Here is a 19,739-nt window from a genome sequence, read left to right as displayed (position 1 = left end):
GCATGCCGCGCGTGTGTCCGGGAGCGCGCCCTGGGCCGCGGTGCTTGCGCCTGCGTCGTACGCGTTGACGTTCGAGCCCCGTGCCTTGGGCGCTCGGCTTGGACGCGCGCCTGCGCCCGGGCCGGTGAGGGGACCGGGCCGGGCGCAGGAGTGGCGGGTCAGCTCGGGGAGTTTGCCGAGTTGGGGTCGCCGGGGGTGTTTGCCGAGTTGGTGTCGTTCGGGGTGTTGGCCGAGTCGGCGGTGCCTGGGGTGTTGGCCGAGTCGGCGGTGCCTGGGGTGTTGGCTGAGTTGGTGTCGCCGGGTGTGTTGGCGGACGTGGTGCCGGCGGGGGTGTTGGCCGATGCGGTGTCGCCGGGGGTGTTGGCTGATGCGGGTTCGCCGGGGGTATTGGTGCTGGTGGTTTCGCCGGGAGTGTCGGCGGACTGGGTTGCCGGTGCGGCATCCGTGGGTTGGGTGGGGGTGGCCTGGGTGAGGGTCGGGGTGACCTTCGCCGGGTCGTTCAGGTCGGCGGGGGCGGCGTACGCCGCGGTGCCGATGCCGATGCCGGAGATGGCGGCGACGGTTCCGACTACGGCCCACTTACGCGTTGCTCGCATGGTGGTGGTTCCTTTCCATTCGGTTGGCCCGGTGGGCGGCGTCGTACCAGCTTTCGGCCAGGGCGACGCGCTGCCGGGTGGTCTGTTGCCAGCCGGGGTCCTGCACTCGGTGCGGGCCGGTGGCGAGGGAGAGGACGACCGCGGCGGTTCGCAGGCGGAGCTGGGCCGGGTCGGTCTGGTGGTCGAAGGTTTGCTGGGCGCGGGTGGCGAAGCTGTTGATCGCCTGGGCGTGCTGGGGGAGGACCTGGGCCAGGACCGACAGGTGGCCGAGCAGGCAGGCGAGGTCGTCGAGGCGGTCGCCGGGGCCGGCGGTGTCGACGTCGAGGAGGCCAACGATCGCGCCGGTGTGGTCGACGTGGAGCTGGGCCTCGTACAGGTCACCGTGGACGGGGACGGTCGGGCCGACGGGGCTCTCGGCAACGATCGACGTGGCGAGGTCGGAGGACCAGCCGGCCAGGTCGGGGACGACGTTGCCGATCGAGCGCGCGTAGTACTGGGTGCGGTCGAGCCAGGAGGTGCGGCGGGGGTTGTCGAGGAGCTCGGGTGGCAGGCGGTCGAGGAGAGTGGTGATGTCGGCCGGATTGGTTGCCGCAGCACCGGATCGCAGCGCTGATCGGAGAGTGCGGCCGGGGAGGGACTCGAGGGCGACGAGACCGTCGTCGGTCCAGCCGAGGCTGCGCGGGGAGGGGACGCCGGCGTTGGTGAGCAGGCGGTGGCGGTTGTGGAGTGCTTCGCCTTGCGCGGGCGGGACGACCTTGAGAAACAGGCGCCCGGTGGGTGTCCACGCTTCCACGACGGCCCGGCGGAGCGGGCGGTAGGAGCGGAGCTTCAGGGAGACCGGGTGGGCGCCGAGGCCGCAGCGGTCGAAGAGCGCGGAGACACCAGCAGGGTCGAGCGCGCCGCGAAGCCCAGGAAGTGAAGGGTCGTGTGCCGCCCGCCAGACACCCACGGTATGGTTGTCGTCAGCCCCGACCACCGTCGCGCCCGCGGGGATCTCACCGCCGGCGGTGGCACCGAGGATCTCCTCGGTCTCGCCGTGCGCCCAGCGGATCGTCGTACGGTACGCGACGGTGGCGGAGTCGTTGCTGTGGGCTACTTCAGTGGAGCGCCACGAGAGCAGCTCCCCGCCGGCCGCCTCGACAGCGGCGCTGAGGATCTCGCCCGCGGTCGCCCCGGTCAGGAGCTGCAACGCCTCGTGGTCTGCCATACCCAGAACACTGCCGGGCCACCATGAGCCTCCGATGAACCAATTCTGAGAAGGCTCTCATCGACGCTGTGCCCAATCCGGGTGGCCGGTTGGGATCGGTGTCGTCTTGCCGTAGATCCACGCGTTCGCGTACGCCGTCAGGTCGCGGCCCGAGACCTCGTTGGCGACGGCGATGTAGTCCTGGGTGGACGCCGACCTGTTGCGGAAGCGTTCGAAGAAGGTGTGCTCGATCGTCTTGAAGGTTTTCGGGCCGACCAGGTTGTTGAGGTCGTAGAGGAAGAAGGCGCCGCCGGTGTTGGTGCCGGCGAGGAGGTCGATCAGGTCGGCGGGGCGGCCGGGTGGGCCGTACTCCGCTCGGTGGTCGAGCTCGAAGGCGTAGACGTCCTTCATGAAGTCGTCCAGGGTGAGCTCGCCGCGGGCGGCGCGGTAGCGGCCGGTGTAGTAGACGGCGTGGCCCTCGCTGAGCCACATGTCGTCCCACTTGCGGACCGAGACGGCGTTGCCGAAGTACTGGTGGGTGAGCTCGTGGACCATCGTGCCGATGCCCTCGCCGACCGGGCCGGTCAGGTAGTCGGCGTTGAACATCGACAGGGTCGCGCTCTCCAGTGCGTAGCCGGTGACCCCGCCGACCCCCAGTACGCCGTACGTCTCGAACGGGTAGCGGCTCCCGATCTGGTCCTCCAGCCACTGCATCTGCCCCGGCACCAGCGCGACGCGCGCCTTCGCGGCGGCCGCGTGGGCGGTGTCGACGTAGCTGCGCAGCGGGAGGCCGTGCGGGCCGCGGTCGGTGGTCCGGGTGAGGTGCCCGACGGCGAGCTGCGCGACGTGCGTCGGGATCGGGTCCCGGGTGCTGAACACGTACGTCGTCCGGCCGCCGATCGTCCACTTCGCCTTCAGCGTCCCGTTCGCCGCGGCCTGGAGGGCCTTCGGGACCGTCACCCGCCAGGTCATCCGCGCCTTGTCGGCCGGGACGTCGTTCATCGGGAAGAACAGGTGCGACCGGTCGGGCTGGCCCATCAGCGAGAAGCCGGCGTCGGTGTCGGTCCAGTGGTCGAAGTGGTCATGGTCGGGGAAGGCCTTCGACTTCGGCTCCAGCGTCCGGTCGGCGACGTAGGAGATCCTGACCCGGAACGGCAGCCCGTCGCGCAGCGCGTGCCGCGGCGTGACGACCAGCTTCTCCGCCGTGTTGTCGAGCCTGAACCTGGCCGGTACGCCGTTGACGCTGACCGTGCTGACCTTCCGCGCGACCGCGTCGAGGCTGAAGCTGGACAGCCGCTGGGTCGCGTCGGCGACGATGTCGACCGAGGACGCCATCGTCGGCTGCCCGAGGTGGAAGTCGTAGGCGACGTCGTACGAGCGGACGTCGTACCCGGTGTTGCCGAGGCCCGGGAACAACCGTTCCCCGGCATCAGGTGTCGCGGTGGCCGGTGCCACCAGCACCGACAGGCTCAGCACCACCGCGCTCGCGGTGAGTGAAACTTTCCTGGCCCGGGATCTCAACAGATTCGGCATGACGGCCAGCAAAGCAAGGTGGACGTATCGTTGGCGTATCGTTTCGGCCGTGCGGGGGAACTGGCGGTGGGCGGCGGCTCTGGTCGTGGGTGTTGCCGCGTGCATCGTTCTCCCGCTGCTCTGGCGGCACGCGATGGTGGACCTGAAGGTCTATCGGCTCGGCGGCGAGACGTTGCTCGAGCACCCCAAGGCCCTGTACGACGTACGCCTCGGCGGCACCCCGCTGCCGTTCACCTACCCGCCGTTCGCGGCCGTGGTGATGGTCCCGTTCGCGCTGATGCCGTGGCCGGTGGCAACGGTGGTCTGGACGGTCGTCACGATCGTTGCCTTGGTCGCCGTCTGGCGCATCTGCATCACGTTGCCCCCGGCAGCGATGTTCGGGGTCGTTGCCGCCTCGCTGCTTCTCGAACCGGTCCGGGAGACCCTCGGCTTCGGCCAGGTCAACCTGTTGCTCTGCGCCCTGATCCTGTACGACGTCCTGAACACCAAGCACAACGGCCGCGGGATCTGGATCGGCGTCGCGGCGGGCATCAAGCTCACGCCGCTGGTCTTCCTCGGCCTCCTGGCCGTCACCCGCCAGTGGAAGGCCCTCGCCTACGCGACCGCCGGGTTCGCCGCGACCGTCCTGGTCGGCTTTGCCGTCACCCCGAAGGCGGCCACGGAGTACTGGACCTCGCTCGTCTCCGACGCGACACGGGTCGGCGGCCTGGCCTTCGCCAGCAACCAGTCCTGGAACGGTTTCCTGGTCCGCGTCCAGGGCGACCTCGACGGCGGCGGCCCGATCTGGCTCGCCCTCGCTGCGCTGACCGCGCTGGCAGGCCTGTACTTCTGCCGCGTCCTCTGGCTCCGCGGCGACCGCATCGCGGCAACGGCGGTCACCGGCCTGATCAGCCTGCTGTGCTCGCCGGTCTCCTGGAGTCACCACTGGGTCTGGTGCATCCCGCTCGGCGTCGCCCTCGTGCAACCCTTCGAAACCAGAGCAAAGGTTGCCGTCGGCATCCTCTGGACCGCGGTCTTCGCGATCGCCCCGATCTGGTGGCCGCCCAACCACGAGAACCGCGAGCTGGACTGGACGATCGGGCAACAAATAGCCGGAAACGCTTATCTGATAGCGGCGACTCTGGCTTTCGCGCTGCTCGTCGTACGAACGGTGAAAAGTTCCCGACACGCCGTGACATCAAGCTGCCAGCCGGTCTAGCCCGGTCTGACCCTCCCCGGCTGGCACCCTCGGCAGGTGAGTACGGGGATCCTGGGGGACCCGGTCAAGCGCCGCTGGTGGCTGACCGTGGCCGTTTGTGTTGCCGTCGGCATCCTTCTGCCGTTCGTCTGGGACCACACCGGCGCGGACCTGAAGGTCTACCGGCTGGGTGGTTCGATGGTGCTCGACGACCCGTCGTCGCTGTACGACGCCCGGATGCGCGACATCACGATGCCGTTCACCTACCCGCTGTTCGGCGCGCTGGTGATGGTGCCGGTGGCGGTGATGCCGTGGCCGGTGGCGTACGGCGTCTCGATCGCGGTCTCGCTGGTCGCGCTGGCGGTGATCTGGCGGCTCTGTCTGCGCCGCCTCCCGGCCGCGCAGGGCTGGGGCCTGGCCGCGCTGCTCGCGGTCACCGCCGCCTCGCTGCTGGTCGAGCCGGTCCGCGAGACGCTCTCGTACGGCCAGATCAACCTGATCCTCTGCGCCCTGATCCTGTACGACGTCCTGGAGGTCCGCCGCCGGCGCCGCGGCATCTGGCTCGGCATCGCGGCCGGGATCAAGCTCACCCCGCTCGTGTTCCTCGGCCTCCTGGTCGTGACCCGGCAGTGGCGCGCCCTCGCCCACGCGTCGGCCGCCTTCGCCGCGACCGTCCTGACGGGCTTCCTCATCGCGCCCACGGCCGCCTGGGAGTACTGGACCAAACTGCTCGCCGACACCGGCCGGATCGGCGCCCTGGCCTACGCGGGCAACCAGTCCTGGAACGGCTTCCTGATCCGCATCACCGGCGACCCCGAGGGCGGTGGCCTGGCCTGGAAGGCGCTGGTCCTGCTGACGGTCGTCGCCGGTCTCTGGCTGACCCGCGCTCTGTGGCTGCGCGGTGAGCGCCTCGGCGCGACCGCCGTCACCGGCATGATCAGTCTGCTCTGCTCGCCGGTCTCGTGGAGTCACCACTGGGTCTGGATGATCCCGCTCGGCGTCGCGCTACTCACCGGCACGCGGGTCGGACGGCGATTCCCTGTCCCGACCGCGGCGACGTGGTTCGGGCTGATGATGCTCGCGCCGATCTGGTGGGTCCCGCGCCGCGGCGACCGCGAGTTGCACTGGAACATGCTCGAGCAGGTCTTCGGCAACGCCTACCTCTGGCTCGCCCTCACCGCCGGCATCCTGCTCGCGGCCGGCCGCCGGACCGAGAAGATGCCGTCAGCAACGACCCGGCGGCAGCACATCCCCAGCTAGAACGGGAACGGCCCCCGGGGAGCGATCCCGGGGGCCGTCCGTTCAGGCCGTCGTACCGGCGAAGCTCAGAAGTCGAAACCGCCGAAGTCGCCGAAGTCGCCGCCGCCCATGTCCCCGCCGCCCATGTCGCCACCGGCGTCGTCGCCGAAGTTGAAGTCGTCGCCGCCACCGTCACCACCGTCGGCCTGACCGGCCTCGTAGCCCGCGGCGTAGTCGCCGTAGCCACCGCCGGCGAACATGCCGCCCAGCATGGTGCCGATGAACATACCGGTCATCACACCGCCGAGCGCACCGAACATGCCCTGCGCGTACGGCGCGTACGCCGGGCCGGCCTGCCAGTACGGGACCTGCTGCGGGCCGACCATCACCTTGCGGATGTCCGGGTCGGCGCCGGCGCGGACCCGCTCGGCGTCCGCGGCGCAGGCCGGGACCTCACGCGGCGCGCCACCGGCCGGGGCCCAGGTCACGTCCTCGACCGACGGGCCGTGCTGCGGGTTGAAGAAGCAGGACGGCCGGCGCTGCGGCAGCGGCTGGTCGTTCACCCGGGCGCGGACGCAGGCCATCGCGTAGCGGCCGTCCTCGAGGATCTCGATCACGTGCTTGATCTGGTCGGCCGCGGTCACCTGGCTGAGCGACTGCTTGGCCGACTCGTAGGAGTCGAGCGCGCGCTGGTAGTCCTGGCGGGCGCCCTCGCCGAGGTCCTTGCCGACCATGTCCAGGTCGAGGTCCTGCAACTCCTCGCCGAACCGGGTGATGTCCTCGTCGGCGGTCCGCTTGACCGACTCCAGCTCGGCCGAGGTCACTTCGTCACGCTGCTTGGTCTGCAGCTGGGTCCGGCGGTAGGAGCGGTAGGCCAGCACTGCGATCACGACCACCGCGATCAGCAGAATGAGTTCCATGACGTGCCTTCCTCGACGTGCCTGGAAAGAGGTACTTTCCGTCGAGCCTACCGAGTCGTACCAATTCGCCGAAAAAAGAATTGGTCACCGATCCAGATAGCGCTCCCGCATCGCCGGGCTCGCCGCCGGGCCGGCCGTGAACACGTACCGCGGCCCGGAAACCGGCTCTCCGGTGGCCCGGTCGACCAGCACCGGTTCGACCTCCTCGCCGGTCTCGGAGTCGACCAGGATCATCGTTCGCTCGGCCGGCGCGAGCCGCTCGTTGCCCCACGCGGCCAAGGTCAGGATGACCGGTCGCAGCGACTGCCCGAGCTCGGTCAGCACGTACTCGTGCCGCACCGGGCGTTCCTGGTACGGCCGGCGCTCCAGCAGCCCGTCGTCGACCAGCGCCTTGAGCCGCGTGGTCAGCATGCTCGACGAGATCTTCAGGTTGCGCTGGAACTCGTCGAAGCGGGTGAACCCGTCGAAGGCGTCGTGCAGGATCAGCAGCGTCCACCACTCGCCGACGTGCCGCGCGGTGGCCGACAGCGGGCAGGACAGATCCTCGAGCCGGAACTGGTCGCGCATCCACATCCCTCACTTCGATTTCCGAAGCCAGTCTAAGGGGGTGTCTGGTGATTCCCCGCCTACTGCGCGGCACCCGGCACGGCACCTCGGCGCACGGGAACCAAGCTCACGATGCTTCGCATCGCAGCGCTTGTCTCCCGCACGCCGAGCTACCGCACCGGGCACCTGCTCGCTACGGCGGGGAACCACCAGACACCCCCTCGGCGCGCCACGCAGGGTGACCGCAATCCCCGGGATCCGGTGACTCCTTGCGCATAATCGGTCACAGCTGCTCATCAGCGCACAGATCTGCCGGAGGCTCTCCGATGCGTATCACCACCCCCGTGCGACTGGCCCTCACCGCGGTGACCGGGCTCGCACTCCTCGTCCCGCACGTTCCCTGGAGCGACCCGGCGCCGGCCGAGGCCGCGCCGCGTTCGGCGTACGAGGTCGAGCCGTCGTACCGGGAGCTGCCGCTGGCGCAGGTCCAGGGCACGAAGATGGCCAGTACGTCGGCGCAGACGCAGCCGTTCGGCATGGTCGGCGTGACCTGGCCGGCCCGGAAGAGCTCGGCCGGCATCGTGGCCAAGGTCCGGGTCCAGCGCAACGGTGTCTGGGCGGCCTGGGAACGGCTCGAGGTCGAGGACGAGCACGGACCGGACGGTGCCGAGGGCAAGCAACGCTCCGGGACCGAGCCGACCTGGGTCGGTACGGCGGACGGAGTCGAGGCCGCGGTGACCACCACCGACGGGACGCCGGTGCCGGACGCCAAGGTGGTGCTGATCCAGCCCGGGATCCGGGCCGCGGACAACGATCCGCCGACCACGCCGGAGCAGCCGATCGAGCCGGAGGGCAGCCGTGCGCCGTACGCGATGCCGCGGATCGTCGGGCGGCCCGGCTGGGGTGCCGACGAGAAGCTGCGCTCGCACAACGGTGCCGCGTGCGCGAAGCCGAAGTACACCAGCACCGTGCAGGCCGCGTTCGTGCACCACACCGCGGACACCAACAACTACACCAGCGCGCAGGTCCCGGCGATGATCCGCGGCATGTACACGTACCACGTGAAGAGCCGCGGCTGGTGCGACCTGGGCTACAACTTCCTGGTCGACAAGTTCGGCCGGGCCTGGGAGGGCCGGTACGGCGGGATGCAGCTGCCGGTGCTCGGCGCGCACACCGGCTCGTTCAACGCGAACTCCTTCGGCGTCTCGCTGATCGGCAACTTCGAGAAGACTGCGCCGACCGCGCAGATGATGGAGATGACCGCGCGGGTGGTGGCCTGGAAGCTGGACGCGAACTACCGCTCCCCGCTGAGCACGGTGATCCTCGACGGCAGCAAGCTCGGCACCGTCTCCGGGCACCGCGACACCAAGGCGACCGCGTGCCCGGGCAAGAACCTGTACTCCAAACTCGGTTGGCTGCGGCAACGGGTGAACGCGCTGATGGGCAAGAGCATCTCGACCGAGATCTACCGGCGCGCGCAGCAGCACGGCGGTTATCGCGCGATCGGGCAACCGTTCTGGGGCGAGCACCCGACGAAGACCGGGCGGGCGACGTACTTCGGTGCCCTCGACATCTACTGGTCGGCGCGCACCGGTGCCTGGTCGGTGCGCGGCGGCTTCAAGGCGCAGTACCGGCGGATCGGGCCGGACGGGTTCCTCGGGATGCCGACCGCCGAGCAGCGCAACGGGCGGGTGAGCGGCAGCCGGCTGCAGACGTTCCGCAACGGCGCGCTGTACTGGTCGCCGAAGACCGGGATGTACCCGGTCGCCGGGCTGATCTCCCGCAAGTACGGCTCGCTCGGCGCGGAGAGCTCGCGGCTCGGGCTGCCGACCTCCGGGACGTACGCCGTCAACGGTGGCCACCAGCAACGGTTCCAGCACGGCAAGCTGACCGCCAGCACCCGCACCCAGAAGGTCTACGTCTCGTGAGGCGGGTCGTTGCCGCCGGCCTTGTATTGGCCGTGCTGCCGAGCGGGCTGGCGGTTGCCCAGGACATCGACCCGTTCGACGCCGAGGCGACCCAGACGATCACCGGCCGCGGCTTCGGCCACGGCCGCGGCATGTCGCAGTACGGCGCGCAGGGTGCGGCCCTGGCCGGGCGGAACGTCAAGCAGATCCTCGACTTCTACTACCCCGGTACGGCGGTCGGCAAGGCCACTGGCACGATCCGGGTCCGGATCACCGCCGACAGCACCGACGGCGTCCGGGTGCACTCGGTGAGCGGGCTGAAGCTGCGCGACCTGAAGACGAACACCGTCTATACGTTGCCGGTGGCAACGACCCGGAACCAGTGGTCGATCGATCCGCACGGCGAGCACGGGACGCAGGTCCGGTCGTTCGACGCGAAGAAGCGGACCTGGTCGCTGTGGCGGACGCTGTCCGGTACGGCGCAGTTCGAGGGCCCGGCGGTGATCGGGCTGGTACTGCCGAGCGGGGCGCAGGTCAAGTACCGCGGCGCGCTGCGGGCTGCCGATGTCGCCGGGGCGCACCTCGACACGATCAACGTGCTGCCGCTGGAGACCTACCTGCGGGGTGTGGTCCCGCGCGAGGCGATCACCAGCTGGCGCCCGGCCGCGCTGCAGGCGCAGTCCGTTGCCGCGCGCACCTATGCGGCGTACCACCGCAAGCGGGCCGGGAGCCGGGTGTACGACCTGTGCGACACGATCTCCTGCCAGGTGTACGGCGGGTACTCCTCGGAGAAGGCGTCCACGAACGCGGCGATCGCGGCGACGGCCGGGCAGATCCGGCTGTACCGGAACACGCCGATCATCGCGGAGTTCTCGTCCTCGAACGGCGGGGCGACGACGGCCGGGACGGTCGCGTACCAGTTGGCCAAGGCGGACAGCTGGGATGCGTACCCGGGCAACAAGAACCCGAACGTCACCTGGACGACGACGCGGACCGCCGCGCAGCTGCAGGCGGCGTTCGGCGTCGGGAAGCTGAAGGGCGTCTCGATCAGCCGGCGGACCGGGCTCGGGCCGGACGGCGGCCGGGTGACCCGGGTGGTCGCGACGGGTGCGGCCGGGACGCGGGCGTTCACCGGGGATCAGGTGCGGGCGAATCTGCATCTGAAGTCGGCTTGGTTCGTCTTCGCTGGTTGACATACCAAGTGGTGAACCCTTGACGGTCCGCGCTGCTGACGGTTAGAACGTGACATCGATGTCAGCCGCCCGTGAAGGAGTGCTCGATGCGCGGAAGAATTGGTATATCAACTAAGGTCTTCGCCGGGTTGCTGGCGGTGGCGGTGGTCGGCGCGCTGCACGCGCCCGGGGCCGAGGCCGCCCCGGCCGGCGAGCAGACCGGTGCGCAGGGCGGCGGCAGCGCGGCGGCGCGCGCCAACTCGTCGTACCAGGCGTTGAACAAGTACTTCGCGGCCGGACCGGGGCTGTTGCTCGAGGAGTACCCGAACGAGCAGCAGAACCCGTACTCCTACGTCTGGCCGTACTCGCAGGGCGCGGTCGCGGCGGAGAACCTCGCGGGCATCCCCGGCTCGGGGCGCAAGGCCGCCGCCGAGGCGGAGCGCCGGCTCGACGGGTACAAGCCGTACTGGAACGCGGGGACGACGCCGAAGGGCTACGACTCCTACCTGCGGCCGCCGCTCGGCCAGGGCGGCGACAAGTTCTACGACGACAACGAGTGGATCGGGCTGAACCTGATCCAGCACTACCAGCGCACCCACGACAAGGCGTCGCTGGCGCGGGCGAAGGAGATCTTCGCGCTCGTCGTGCACGGCTGGGACACCGACCCGGCGCACCCGTGCGCGGGCGGCGTCTACTGGACGCAGGCGCCGTGGAGCCAGGACCGCAACACGATCTCCAACGGCCCGGGCGCGGAGCTCGGCGCGCACCTGTACCTGCTGACGCGGGACCGGTCGTACCTGACCTGGGCGCAGAAGATGTACGAGTGGGCGCGCAGCTGCATGCTCGCGCCGAACGGCCTGTACTGGGACCACATCGACCTGGCCGGAACGGTCGAGAAGACCCAGTGGAGCTACAACCAGGGCGTGATGCTCGGCGCCGGAACCCTGCTCTACAAGGCGACCGGCCAGAAGCGCTACCTGACCGAGGCCAAGGCCCTCGCGAACGCGTCCCTCGCTTTCTACGGCAGCGAGGACCGCCTCTGGAAGCAGCCGACCCGCTTCAACGCGATCTGGTTCAAGAACCTGCTCATCCTCGACTCGGTCACCCACGACCCGCGCTACACCGCGGTGATGAAGGCCTACTCGGCCCGAGCCTGGTCCGAGGTCCGCGACCCCGCCACCGGCCTCTTCCACTTCGCCGACGGCCCGGTCCAGCTCCTGGAGCAGGCCGGCATGGTCCAGATCGACGCCCTCCTGGCCTGGCCCCGCGGCCGCTACGACAAGCTGGCCTGACGCCCGAAGCCGAACCCGACCAGGGTCTCCTGGGTCGGGCGAGGCCCAGGCCAGTACGCCGGCCACCCACCCGAGGAAGTCGAGCGACGACGACCGCAGGGTGACGATCCATCCGTCCTCCGTGGCTCGGTCGAACCCCACCGTTCCCCCGAGCCACGGCTCGGCGTCGGCCGGCGTACCGGACCAGCTGATCCGCGCCGGCACCGCCCCCGCCGGATCGCTGAACTCGAACCAGTCCCGCCCGTCGACGAACCGCATCGGGTCCGCGACCTTCCACCCGACCTGTACGTCGAGACGCTCCAGCTCCAGCACGCCAACCCGGTCAACAGCCTGCTGCAGCACCAGCCCCGCCGACTGCAACGGCAGCTCGACATCGGACTGGAACCCGCACTGGAAAACGAGGTTCGCCCGCTGAGGGGTGGTCCACCCGTCGACCAACCCGGCCGGATGCCACTGCAACCCCTGCGTCCGCCCGTCGAACGCCGACAACCCCAGCGCCGCCGCCTGGTTCGCGACCAGGATGAACAGATCCCGGTCCGCCCCCGCGGCGTACGCCGCCCCGGCCCACCCGTGCAGCCGCAGCTCGCCGTACGCCGTGAACGAGAACCCCGCGGGCTCGTTGCCGAGCGCCGCGGGGGTCGGTTCGGGCATCGGCGGGCTAGTTCTTCGAGTCGGTGGTCGCCGCGGTGATGCGGACCTCGGTGGCGGGGGCGCCGTCGCCCGGTGTACCGCCCTCGACCGGCTTCACGCCGGCGTTGGCGACCTTGTCGACGGCCTTCAGGCCGGCGGCGTCGAGGGTGCCGAAGGCGGTGTAGGCCGGGTCGAGGCCGGAGCCGTCGCCGTACACGATGAAGAACTGGCTGCCGTTGGTGTTCGGGCCGGAGTTGGCCATCGCGAGGGTGCCGCGGCCGTACTTCAGCTCGGGGAAGACCTCGTCCTTGAAGCTGTAGCCGGGGCCGCCGCGGCCGTCGCCGCCCGGGTCGCCGCACTGCAGGACCTGCAGGCCCTGGCCGACGGTGAGGCGGTGGCAGACCGTGTTGTCGAAGTACTTCTGGTTGACCAGGCTGACGAAGCTGTTCACCGTGCAAGGCGCCAGTGCGCTGTCCAGGGTCAGGCCGAGGTCGCCGACGCTGGTCTTCAGCGTCACCGCGGTGGTGCCGCTGGCCTTCACCTTGCCGTTGGCCGGGGCGTTCACCTTCTTCGCCGCCGGGCCGCCCTTGGTGTAGCTGCAGTCGACCTCGGCCGGCAGCGCGGTCGGCCGCTTCAGCGGCGCCGCCAGCGCGGTCGGGATCGACGCCGGCTTGTTGCCGGGCCCGGCGTCTGACGGCAGCGACGACGGGTCGGCCGACGGGGTGTCACCGGCCGCCGGGGTTTCCTTGGTGCCGGTGTTCGCGGCGATCAGTACGACGCCGACGATCACCACCACCACGGACACGATCGCCGCGATGGTGATCCCCACCATCCGCCGCTGCTTGCTCCGCTCGGCCGCCCGCTCCGCCTGCCGCTGCGCCTTCCGCGCCGCGAGCTGCTGCTGGTGGGTCTTCTTGGACATCGCACTCCTCACCTGGGAACGGGCCAACGCTGGGGGAAAGCTACAACCAAACCCTGAGAATCACCTGTCAACCCCGCGGGTCGTCCACAGTACTGAGCAGCACGTCCAGCTCCGCCGCCTCCCGCAGACCGCTGGCGCGCGCCAGCCGCAGCGCCCGTTCCCACTCCGCCCGGGCCTCCGCACCCCGGCCGAGCGCGGCCAGCGCCTCCCCGAGGTACTGCCGGGTCCGGGCCTCCATCAACAGGTTCTCGTTCCGTACGGCGACCTCCAGCGCGGCGCTCAGATGCGCAGCCGCCTCCGCCGCCTCGCCCAGCGCCAGCTCGTTGCGCCCGAGCTCCTGCAGCGTCTCCATCCGCTCCAGCTCGTCGTACTCCTCCTCGTCGACCGCCAGGCACTCCCGCAGGTAGGTGACGGCCTCGGCCGACCGCTCCGACTGCCGGTAGGCGACGCCGATCCGGTACAGGATCCAGTGCCGCGCCGCCCGCACGTCCTCCGTACGCCGGACCAGCTCCGCGGCGGTCCGGAACTGCTCGTCCTGCTCGGCGTACCGCTGCACCTCGCCGTACAGCGTGCCGAGCACCAGGTGCGCCTCGGCGATCGGGATCTCCGCGCCGAACTCCACAGCCAGCGCGAGCCCCTGCTCGGCCTGCGGAAACGCCTCCTCGTGCCGTCCGAGCCGCCCGAGGTACGCCGCCAGGTAGATCCGGCAGTGCAGCTCGTGGTTCAGGTGCCGCGATGTCGGCTCGGCGTCGAGCGCCTCTCGCATTCGCGCCGCCGCCGCCTCGAAGTCGCCGAGCTCGGCCAGTGTCGTCGCCCAGTCGTAGAAGGTCAGCGACTGCCCGACCTGGTCGCCGGCGCGGCGGATCGCCGTACCGGCGGCGTCGTACAGGGCCAGACAGTCGAGGTAGCGCCGGCGGTCGCTCAGGTACATCTCCAGCCCCATCGCGATCGAGGCGACCGGTCGTGCCGCCCGCGGTGCGTCGTCCACCGCCCGCCGGACCGCGGCGAGCAGCTCGGGGAGCTCGGTCTGCAACCAGTCGTCGATCTGCGGTACGTCAAGCCCCGCGGCGGGCTCGGCCAGCGCGGGATCAGCGAGCTCGCGGGCCAGCTTGCCGAGGCCGAACACCTGCAGCCGTCGCCGCAGACCCACTGCTTGGTACCACTCGAGAATCCTGAGCTGAGCGGCGTCGTGCTCGGCGGTGGTCAGCTCGGCGATCGCCAGCTCTCTCGCGTAGGCCCGGACGAGGTCGTGCAGGGTGTAGCGCTGCGGCCCGACCGTCTCCAGCAGGTGCAGGTCGACGAGCTTCTCCAGCACCTCCTCGACCTCCTCCGCTGCCTGCTCCACCAGCCGAGCCGCAACGAGCAGATCGAGTACGTCGCCGCGGTAGGCGCCCAGCAGCGTGAACACCGCCCTGGCCGACGGCTCCGCCTCGACCAGCCGGGCCAGCGACAGCGCCATCGTCGCCCGGACGTCCAGGTCGTCGCTGGAGAGCTGGTCGAGACGAGCCCGCTCGTCGGACAGGCGCGCGGCCAGCTGCGCCACACGGAGCCCAGCGTCGGTCGCCAGGTGCGTACCAGTGATCCGGAGCGCCAGCGGCAGGTAGCCACACAGCCGGGCCAGCTCACGCAGCGCCTCCGGCTCAGCAGACACGCGGTCCGCCCCAGCGGTCTCCGTCAACAACGCGACGGCCTCTGCCTCACCCAGTACGTCGAGCTTCAGCAACCGGCTGCCGGGCAGGCTGGTCAGCAGACGCCTGCTGGTCACCATGACCGCGCAGGTCTCCGAGCCAGGCAGTAGCGGCTTCACTTGCGCGACGTCAGCCGCGTTGTCCAGCAGCAGCAACGTACGCCGCCCAGCCAGCACGCTGCGGAACCGAGCAGCCAGCTGGTCGACCGACTCGGGCTGGTCGCTCGGCTCCGCTCCGGCCTGCTCCATCAAGCTGGCCAGTGCGTCCTCGACCGGCAGCGGTTCGTCCGGCCCGAAACCGCGCAGGTTCACCACCAGTACGCCGTCCGGGTAGTGCGCGGCCAGCTCGTGCGCCACGTGGACAGCCAGCGCGGTCTTGCCAACGCCACCCATCCCGGCGATCGCGGAGATCACCACGACGCCTGGTCCGGTGCTCCCCGCGACCAGGAGGTCGCGCAGCTGGTCGACCTGCTCCTGGCGTCCCGTGAAGTCCGGGACGCGCTCGGGCAGGCTGCGGCGGCCCGCCGCGGTGGGGCGCCGCGCGTACTCGGTCAGCTCGGCCAGGTCTTCCGGAGTGAGGCCCAGCCCTTTCGCCAGCAGCTCTACCGTCTGGGCGCGTGGATAGCGCCGACGGCCGTTCTCGAGCGTGCGGACGGCCTCGACGCTCACCCCGGCAGTGTGAGCGAGCTGCTCCTGTGTCAGGTCCGCCGCGTGGCGGTGCGCCCGGAGGACGGCGCCGAAGTCAGTCACGGCCGTCGTACGCCTCAGGGCCGCCGTTGGCGTTCACGTAGAGGGAGTAGAGCGAGGTCGTCGCGGTCAGGAACAGCCGGTTGCGCTTGGCGCCGCCGAAGCACAGGTTCGAGACGATCTCGGGGACGAGCAGCTTGCCGAGCAGCGTGGCGTCGGCGTCGTACACGTGGACGCCGTCGGCGGCCGCGCCCCAGACCCGGCCGGCGGTGTCGAGGCGGATGCCGTCGAAGGCGCCGTTGCCGCACTCGGCGAACACCTCGCCGCCGCTCAGCGCCGTACCGTCGTTGATCACGTCGAAGACCCGGATAGTGGCCTCCTCGGTGTCGGAGATGTACAGCTTCGACCCGTCGGCGGAGAAGACCAGCCCGTTCGGGCGGTTGAAGTCGTCGGCGACCTTGGTGATCGCGCCGTCCGGGGCGATCCGGTAGACGTGGCAGCCCTCGGTCTCGATCTCCGCGCGGTGTCCTTCGTAGTCGGAGTCGATCCCGTACGCCGGGTCGGTGAACCAGACCGAGCCGTCCGGCCGCACCACCACGTCGTTCGGGCTGTTCAGCCGGTGCCCTTCGTAGCCGTCGGCAAGGACCTTGACCGACCCGTCGTGCTCGGTCCGGGTGACCCGGCGGTTGCCGTGCTCACAGCTGACCAGCCGGCCCTCCTGGTCGCGGGTGTGCCCGTTGGTGTTCCCGGCCGGCTCCCGGTACGCCGAGACCTGGTACGACGTCTCGTCCCAGCGCAGGATCCGGTCGTTCGGGATGTCGCTGAACAGCACGAACCGGCCCTGCGGCGAGTAGACCGGACCCTCCAGCCAGCGCCCGCCGGTCCACAGCCGCTCGAGGTGTTTGTCACCGAGCGGCCCGTTCCACCGATCGTCGAGCTTCTCCCAGACAGCGGGAACGGTTCCGGCCAGCGGCTCGAGCAGGGACATCCGTACTCCTCACGATTCGGGTGACAGCGTCGTCACCCGAGATCGTACGGCGGCCGCGCGCCGTCCGTCGTGAGCATCCAGGACCAGACCGACGTGGTCGCGGTGACGAACAGCCGGTTCCGCTTCGGCCCGCCGAAGCACAGGTTCGACACGAGGTCGGGCAGCAGCAGCTTGCCGAGCAGCGTCCCGTCCGGGTCGAACACGTGCAGTCCTTCGTGCGTCGCCGCCCAGACCCGGCCCTCGGCGTCCAGCCGGATCCCGTCGAACATCTCGGCCGTGCAGGGCGCGAACACGTCGCCACCGGTCAGGCCGTCGTCCTTCACGTCGAAGCGGCGGATGTGCTTGCCGGGGGTGTCGACGACGTACAGCTGGGTCTCGTCTCGCGAGAAGGCCAGCCCGTTCGGGCGGAGGAAGTCGTCGGCCACGACCCTCAGCTCGCCGCCCGGCGAGATCCGGTAGACGTGGCACCCGTCGATCTCCTGCTCGGCCCGGCGGCCCTCGTAGTTCGAGGTGATGCCGTACGGCGGGTCGGTGAACCAGATCGACCCGTCGCGCTTCACGACGACGTCGTTCGGGCTGTTCAGCCGCCGGCCGTCGAGGTGGGAGGCGAGCGTGGCGAGCGAGCCGTCGTGCTCGGTGCGGACGACGCTTCGGTTGCCTTGGGAGCAGCTGATCAGGCGGCCCTGGGTGTCGAGGGTGTTGCCGTTGACGTTGCCGGACGGCTCGCGGAAGACGCTGACCTGGCCGGACTGCTCGTCCCAGCGCAGCATCCGGTCGTTGGGGATGTCGCTGAAGACGAGGCTGCGCCAGGCGGGGACGTAGACCGGGCCCTCGAGCCAGCGGCCGGCGTCGTACAGGCGTTCCAGGTACTCGTCGCCGGCGATCGTGAACCGCTCGTCGAGGCTGATGAATTCGGCTTTCATTGAATGACCTCCTGTTAGAGTTCTAGTTGACAGGATCTGGTTCGGCAAGGGGGTTTGATGACCGTAGATGATGTGGACCGGCGGCTGCTGGCGCTGCTGCAGGAGGACGCGACGCGGCCGTACGCCGTACTGGGCGAGGCGGTGGGGCTGTCGGCAGGGGCCGCGCACGAGCGGGTGCGGAAGCTGCGCGCGTCGGGGGTGATCCGGCGGACGACCGTCGACGTGGACCCGGCGGCGCTCGGGCGGGGTGTGCTGGCCTACGTGCTGCTCGACACGGACGCGTGGATGGGGGACCAGCGCGCGGCGCTGGAGGCGATCGGCGCGGTCGAGGAGGCGCACATCATCGCGGGGCCGGCGTCGGTGCTCGTCAAGGTGCGGTCGGGGACCACCGAGGAGCTCCAGCAGACGCTCCGCGCGCTCCACCAGGTGGACGGCGTGACCAGCACTCAGACAGTTGTCGTGCTGGAGTCGTTCTTCGAGCGGCCACCCGCCGTGGTGTGACGCACAACCTCCCTCCCGGTGAGTAACTTCGTCCTACACTCAGGCGACGCCGAAGGGAGCTGAGCTGTGCCAGACAGCCGCAAGATCACCAAGGTCCTGGTCGCCAACCGGGGCGAGATCGCCGTCCGGGTCGTGCGCGCCGCCGCTGACGCCGGACTGGGCAGCGTCGCCGTGTACGCCGAACCGGACCGCGACGCGCTGTTCGTCCGGCTCGCCGACGAGGCCTACTCGCTCGACGGCGCCACGCCGGCCGACTCGTACCTGAACATCGCCAAGATCCTGGACGTCGCGGCCCGCTCCGGCGCCGACGCCGTGCACCCGGGCTACGGCTTCCTGGCCGAGAACGCCGAGTTCGCCCAGGCCGTGCTGGACGCCGGGCTGATCTGGATCGGCCCGCCGCCGTCCGCGATCGACTCGCTCGGCGACAAGGTCAAGGCCCGGCACATCGCCGAGAAGGTCGGCGCCCCGCAGGTTCCCGGTACGCCGGACCCGGTCGCCAACGCTGACGAGGTGGTTGCCTTCGCGCAGGAGTTCGGGCTGCCGATCGCGATCAAGGCGGCGTACGGCGGTGGTGGCCGCGGGATGAAGGTCGCGCGCACGCTGGAGGAGGTCCCGGAGCTGTTCGAGTCCGCGACCCGCGAGGCGATCAGCGCGTTCGGCCGCGGCGAGTGCTTCGTCGAGCGGTACCTGGACAAGCCGCGGCACGTCGAGACCCAGTGCCTAGCCGATGCCCACGGCAACGTCGTGGTGGTGTCGACGCGCGACTGCTCGCTGCAGCGGCGCTACCAGAAGCTGGTCGAGGAGGCGCCCGCGCCGTTCCTGTCCGACGAGCAGCTGGCCTTGCTGTACGACTCTTCGAAGAAGATCCTCCGCGAGGCCGGGTACGTCGGTGCCGGGACGTGCGAGTTCCTGGTCGGGCAGGACGGGCTGATCTCGTTCCTCGAGGTGAACACCCGGCTGCAGGTCGAGCACCCGGTCTCCGAGGAGGTCACCGGCCTCGACCTGGTCCGCGAGATGTTCCGGATCGCCGACGGCGAGGAGCTCGGGTACGACGACCCGGAGGTCTCCGGGCACTCGATCGAGTTCCGGATCAACGCCGAGGACGGCGGCCGCGGCTTCCTGCCCGCGCCGGGGACGCTGACGCGCTGGCACCCGCCGTCGGGGCCCGGCGTACGGCTGGACGGCGGGTACGACGAGGGCGAGACGGTACCGGGCGCGTTCGACTCGCTGGTCGCGAAGCTGATCGTCACCGGACGGGACCGCACGCAGGCGCTGGAGCGGTCGCGGCGCGCGCTGAAGGAGTTCGTCGTCGAGGGGATGCCGACGGTGATCCCGTTCCACGCGGCGGTGGTCAGCGATCCCGCGTTCGTCGGCGACGACGGGTTCGCCGTCCACACGCGCTGGATCGAGACGGAGTACGACAACCAGCTCACGCCGTACGAGGGTGGTGCTGACGCTCCTGAGGCCGGCGAGCGCGAGAAGGTCACGGTCGAGGTCGGCGGCAAGCGCCTGGAGGTCGTGCTTCCTGCTGGGCTCGGCGCTTCGACTGCTGCCGCCGGCACCGCCAAGAAGAAGCCGGCCAAGCGCGCCGGCGGTGGCGGGAAGTCAGCCGCCTCGGGTGACTCGCTCACGTCGCCGATGCAGGGCACGATCGTCAAGATCGCCGTCGAGGAAGGCGCCACGGTCTCCGAGGGCGACCTGATCGTCGTCCTGGAGGCGATGAAGATGGAGCAGCCCCTGAACGCTCACAAGGCGGGCACGATCACCGGCCTGGCCGCGGAGGTCGGCGCGACGGTCGCGGCCGGCGCCGCGATCTGCGAGATCAAGGACTGA

The 19,739-nt window shown here is 70.4% G+C and carries 16 protein-coding genes; 7 read left to right on the top strand and 9 right to left on the bottom strand.

Features of this window, described 5'->3' with window-relative positions:
- Positions 1-158: 158 nt before the first annotated feature.
- From AB0M01_RS06925 to AB0M01_RS06915, 3 genes are read right to left on the bottom strand one after another with little or no spacing between them, the layout of a single operon-like run.
- Positions 159-596, bottom strand: a complete 438-nt coding sequence (locus AB0M01_RS06925; protein WP_363666348.1) for a hypothetical protein — start codon at positions 594-596, stop codon at positions 159-161.
- Complete coding sequence (locus tag AB0M01_RS06920) at positions 580-1,803, bottom strand: aminoglycoside phosphotransferase family protein (RefSeq protein ID WP_363666346.1); 1,224 nt, start codon at positions 1,801-1,803, stop codon at positions 580-582. The genes AB0M01_RS06925 and AB0M01_RS06920 overlap by 17 nt, the downstream gene beginning before the upstream one ends.
- 57 nt (positions 1,804-1,860) lie before the next feature.
- A complete protein-coding gene (locus tag AB0M01_RS06915) occupies positions 1,861-3,315 on the bottom strand; it encodes a M1 family metallopeptidase (protein ID WP_363666344.1) in 1,455 nt (484 codons plus the stop codon).
- A 49-nt stretch (positions 3,316-3,364) separates the two neighbouring features.
- Between AB0M01_RS06915 and AB0M01_RS06910 the strand changes: the two genes are divergently transcribed.
- Positions 3,365-4,513 (top strand): glycosyltransferase 87 family protein, encoded by a 1,149-nt coding sequence (locus AB0M01_RS06910; protein WP_363666342.1) that lies wholly within the window; start codon positions 3,365-3,367, stop codon positions 4,511-4,513.
- Positions 4,514-4,549: 36 nt separating this feature from the next.
- Positions 4,550-5,752 (top strand): glycosyltransferase 87 family protein, encoded by a 1,203-nt coding sequence (locus AB0M01_RS06905; RefSeq protein WP_363666340.1) that lies wholly within the window; start codon positions 4,550-4,552, stop codon positions 5,750-5,752.
- A 65-nt stretch (positions 5,753-5,817) separates the two neighbouring features.
- Here the strand turns inward: AB0M01_RS06905 and AB0M01_RS06900 are convergent, their stop codons facing one another.
- Together AB0M01_RS06900 and AB0M01_RS06895 are read right to left on the bottom strand one after the other, a co-directional pair.
- Positions 5,818-6,651: a hypothetical protein gene (locus tag AB0M01_RS06900; RefSeq protein ID WP_363666338.1), complete on the bottom strand. Its 834-nt coding sequence runs from the start codon at positions 6,649-6,651 to the stop codon at positions 5,818-5,820.
- A gap of 84 nt (positions 6,652-6,735) precedes the next feature.
- On the bottom strand, positions 6,736-7,218 hold the full coding sequence (locus tag AB0M01_RS06895; protein ID WP_363666336.1) for a helix-turn-helix domain-containing protein: 483 nt from the start codon (positions 7,216-7,218) through the stop codon (positions 6,736-6,738).
- A 305-nt stretch (positions 7,219-7,523) separates the two neighbouring features.
- Between AB0M01_RS06895 and AB0M01_RS06890 the strand changes: the two genes are divergently transcribed.
- The 3 genes from AB0M01_RS06890 to AB0M01_RS06880 all read left to right on the top strand — a co-directional run bounded on the left by AB0M01_RS06890 (position 7,524) and on the right by AB0M01_RS06880 (position 11,568).
- Positions 7,524-9,125 (top strand): N-acetylmuramoyl-L-alanine amidase, encoded by a 1,602-nt coding sequence (locus AB0M01_RS06890; protein ID WP_363666334.1) that lies wholly within the window; start codon positions 7,524-7,526, stop codon positions 9,123-9,125.
- A gap of 32 nt (positions 9,126-9,157) precedes the next feature.
- On the top strand, positions 9,158-10,297 hold the full coding sequence (locus AB0M01_RS06885) for a SpoIID/LytB domain-containing protein (RefSeq protein WP_363666332.1): 1,140 nt from the start codon (positions 9,158-9,160) through the stop codon (positions 10,295-10,297).
- 86 nt (positions 10,298-10,383) lie between these two features.
- Positions 10,384-11,568 (top strand): glycoside hydrolase family 76 protein, encoded by a 1,185-nt coding sequence (locus tag AB0M01_RS06880; RefSeq protein ID WP_363666330.1) that lies wholly within the window; start codon positions 10,384-10,386, stop codon positions 11,566-11,568.
- Positions 11,569-12,226: 658 nt separating this feature from the next.
- Here the strand turns inward: AB0M01_RS06880 and AB0M01_RS06875 are convergent.
- From AB0M01_RS06875 to AB0M01_RS06860, 4 genes are all read right to left on the bottom strand, one after another.
- Complete coding sequence (locus AB0M01_RS06875; RefSeq protein WP_363666328.1) at positions 12,227-13,120, bottom strand: peptidylprolyl isomerase; 894 nt, start codon at positions 13,118-13,120, stop codon at positions 12,227-12,229.
- 67 nt (positions 13,121-13,187) lie between these two features.
- On the bottom strand, positions 13,188-15,557 hold the full coding sequence (locus AB0M01_RS06870; RefSeq protein ID WP_363666326.1) for an NB-ARC domain-containing protein: 2,370 nt from the start codon (positions 15,555-15,557) through the stop codon (positions 13,188-13,190).
- Positions 15,550-16,482 (bottom strand): SMP-30/gluconolactonase/LRE family protein, encoded by a 933-nt coding sequence (locus AB0M01_RS06865; RefSeq protein ID WP_363666324.1) that lies wholly within the window; start codon positions 16,480-16,482, stop codon positions 15,550-15,552. The genes AB0M01_RS06870 and AB0M01_RS06865 overlap by 8 nt, the downstream gene beginning before the upstream one ends.
- A gap of 32 nt (positions 16,483-16,514) precedes the next feature.
- Positions 16,515-17,405, bottom strand: coding sequence for an SMP-30/gluconolactonase/LRE family protein (locus tag AB0M01_RS06860; protein ID WP_363666322.1), 891 nt, complete (start codon positions 17,403-17,405; stop codon positions 16,515-16,517).
- A gap of 57 nt (positions 17,406-17,462) precedes the next feature.
- Between AB0M01_RS06860 and AB0M01_RS06855 the strand changes: the two genes are divergently transcribed.
- Positions 17,463-17,906 carry an Lrp/AsnC family transcriptional regulator gene (locus AB0M01_RS06855; RefSeq protein WP_363666320.1) on the top strand — a complete coding sequence of 148 codons (444 nt, stop codon included), beginning with the start codon at positions 17,463-17,465 and terminating at the stop codon, positions 17,904-17,906.
- A gap of 66 nt (positions 17,907-17,972) precedes the next feature.
- Positions 17,973-19,739: a biotin carboxylase N-terminal domain-containing protein gene (locus tag AB0M01_RS06850; protein ID WP_363666318.1), complete on the top strand. Its 1,767-nt coding sequence runs from the start codon at positions 17,973-17,975 to the stop codon at positions 19,737-19,739.

Source organism: Kribbella sp. NPDC051770 (assembly GCF_040681455.1).
In the GTDB taxonomy this organism is placed as follows: domain Bacteria; phylum Actinomycetota; class Actinomycetes; order Propionibacteriales; family Kribbellaceae; genus Kribbella.
This window is presented reverse-complemented; position numbering and strand designations above follow the sequence as displayed.

Excerpts from the sequence above, each read along its gene's own strand:
- AB0M01_RS06920 (WP_363666346.1), bottom strand. The coding sequence starts at position 1,803 with ATGGCAGACCACGAGGCGTTGCAGCTCCTGACCGGGGCGACCGCGGGC.
- AB0M01_RS06865 (WP_363666324.1), bottom strand. The coding sequence starts at position 16,482 with ATGTCCCTGCTCGAGCCGCTGGCCGGAACCGTTCCCGCTGTCTGGGAG.
- AB0M01_RS06855 (WP_363666320.1), top strand. The coding sequence starts at position 17,463 with ATGACCGTAGATGATGTGGACCGGCGGCTGCTGGCGCTGCTGCAGGAG.
- AB0M01_RS06900 (WP_363666338.1), bottom strand. The coding sequence starts at position 6,651 with ATGGAACTCATTCTGCTGATCGCGGTGGTCGTGATCGCAGTGCTGGCC.
- AB0M01_RS06895 (WP_363666336.1), bottom strand. The coding sequence starts at position 7,218 with ATGCGCGACCAGTTCCGGCTCGAGGATCTGTCCTGCCCGCTGTCGGCC.
- AB0M01_RS06890 (WP_363666334.1), top strand. The coding sequence starts at position 7,524 with ATGCGTATCACCACCCCCGTGCGACTGGCCCTCACCGCGGTGACCGGG.
- AB0M01_RS06875 (WP_363666328.1), bottom strand. The coding sequence starts at position 13,120 with ATGTCCAAGAAGACCCACCAGCAGCAGCTCGCGGCGCGGAAGGCGCAG.
- AB0M01_RS06925 (WP_363666348.1), bottom strand. The coding sequence starts at position 596 with ATGCGAGCAACGCGTAAGTGGGCCGTAGTCGGAACCGTCGCCGCCATC.
- AB0M01_RS06860 (WP_363666322.1), bottom strand. The coding sequence starts at position 17,405 with ATGAAAGCCGAATTCATCAGCCTCGACGAGCGGTTCACGATCGCCGGC.
- AB0M01_RS06880 (WP_363666330.1), top strand. The coding sequence starts at position 10,384 with ATGCGCGGAAGAATTGGTATATCAACTAAGGTCTTCGCCGGGTTGCTG.
- AB0M01_RS06915 (WP_363666344.1), bottom strand. The coding sequence starts at position 3,315 with ATGCCGAATCTGTTGAGATCCCGGGCCAGGAAAGTTTCACTCACCGCG.